At 56.5% G+C, this 1441-nt stretch carries 1 protein-coding gene; it reads right to left on the reverse strand.

The genetic code is table 11. The features are described 5' to 3' along the window. Positions 1 to 74 precede the first annotated feature (74 nt). Complete coding sequence (locus tag KJQ12_RS11280; RefSeq protein WP_015253089.1) at positions 75 to 1367, reverse strand: ISNCY family transposase; 1293 nt, start codon at positions 1365 to 1367, stop codon at positions 75 to 77. Positions 1368 to 1441: the final 74 nt, after the last annotated feature.

Genomic DNA, 1441 nt, shown 5'->3' on the forward strand with positions numbered 1-1441 from the left:
TGTCAATCGTCTGTGAAAATGTCACCTTAACTCGTCTGTGAAAATGTCACTTTTTGAATGTACCAAGTCACCGGTCAGGTGACTTGGCCTGGCGCGAAATTTGTGTTACGCTGAAGCTGCTTTGGACTCCATGCCAACCTCCATGGATGGTTGGCGGCGGGCTTGCGGGGTGGCGCAGGTTCCGCCTTTTTTGTTGGAGTCGCAGGATCACGTACCGGCTTTTCCGTCTCCTTCAGCGCGATGGCCTGACCATGATGCCATACGAGCACCTCACCGGTGAGCGTCTCACGCACCTCAACCGTTGCTCTGGCGTCGAAACGGAACTTGCAAGGCTTGGCGAACGTATACACCTTCCCGTTGTATGAGAGCGTGTTTCCGTGTCCCAGTTTTCGGTACTTGCGGGCCGTGAACACATGCTCCAACTTGACGGACGGATCCGGCTCCATGTATGCCGATTCCGCTTGTTTGGGCTGGACGGCAAACTTGCGATTGTGCTTCTCCAGCAGCTTGGGCAGCGCTTCGTTGGCCTCCTCGATCGTCTTCACGCCGAGCAGCCGCAGCTCAATCACCAGGCGATCCTGAAACGTCCCCCAGAGGCGTTCGATGCGGCCTTTCGCTTGCGGCGAGAGGGCCTTGATATGCTCGATGTGCAGCTCCGCCATTGCCTTGCCGAAGTCGGATAGCGGTTTGGTTTCGCCTGCCAGTTCCTGCTCAAGCGACAGCGTTTCATGGGGTGACCGGAAGATGGTATGTTTGTCGCTGTAAAGCCCCAGCGGCACGCCGTAGTTCCGGATGCCTTGCATCATGACCAGCGAGTAGCCTTCGCGGCATTCCGTGGGCCTGAACACGGCGCCAACGACGGTACCTGTCGCATCGTCGATGGCGGCATGGAGGGTGAAGGACGGTGCCCGATCCTCCAGCCAGGCGTAAGGCGTCGCATCGATCTGCCACAGCATGCCCGCTTGCGGCTTTCGCTGGCGCGGTTGATGAGCCTTCTTGCGCCGACGCGGTTTGGCTTGCTTGATGCCTTTGGACAGTAAAATGCGTCTTACGCTGGGTGTGCTGAGCTTAATCGATTCGTGTTCCTCCAAAAGCTCCGCAAAGTGGCAGTTGTTGCTGCCGTGATACGTTGTGGTGTACAACTCGACGACGTGATCTTTGACTTCCTCCGGGATCGCGTGTTTCGGCTTTCTTCCCCGATTACCGTGGGCCAGTGCCTGGGCGCCTCCTTCTTCCACATATTTCTTTTTCAGCCGAATCACTTGCCGGACGCCGAGTCCGAGTGCCGCCGCTCCTTCCGCGTTGGTCATGTGTCCGTCGAGGATTTTCTCCACCACAAGTACCTTTTTCCATTCTGCTCTGGTCAATGTCACTCTCTCCTGTCCCATAGTGACATTATCTCAGAACAGTTATACCGTGACATTATCACAGAACAACGACA

The organism is Thermobacillus xylanilyticus (genome assembly GCF_907165215.1).
Taxonomy (GTDB): Bacteria; Bacillota; Bacilli; order Paenibacillales; family Paenibacillaceae; genus Thermobacillus; species Thermobacillus xylanilyticus.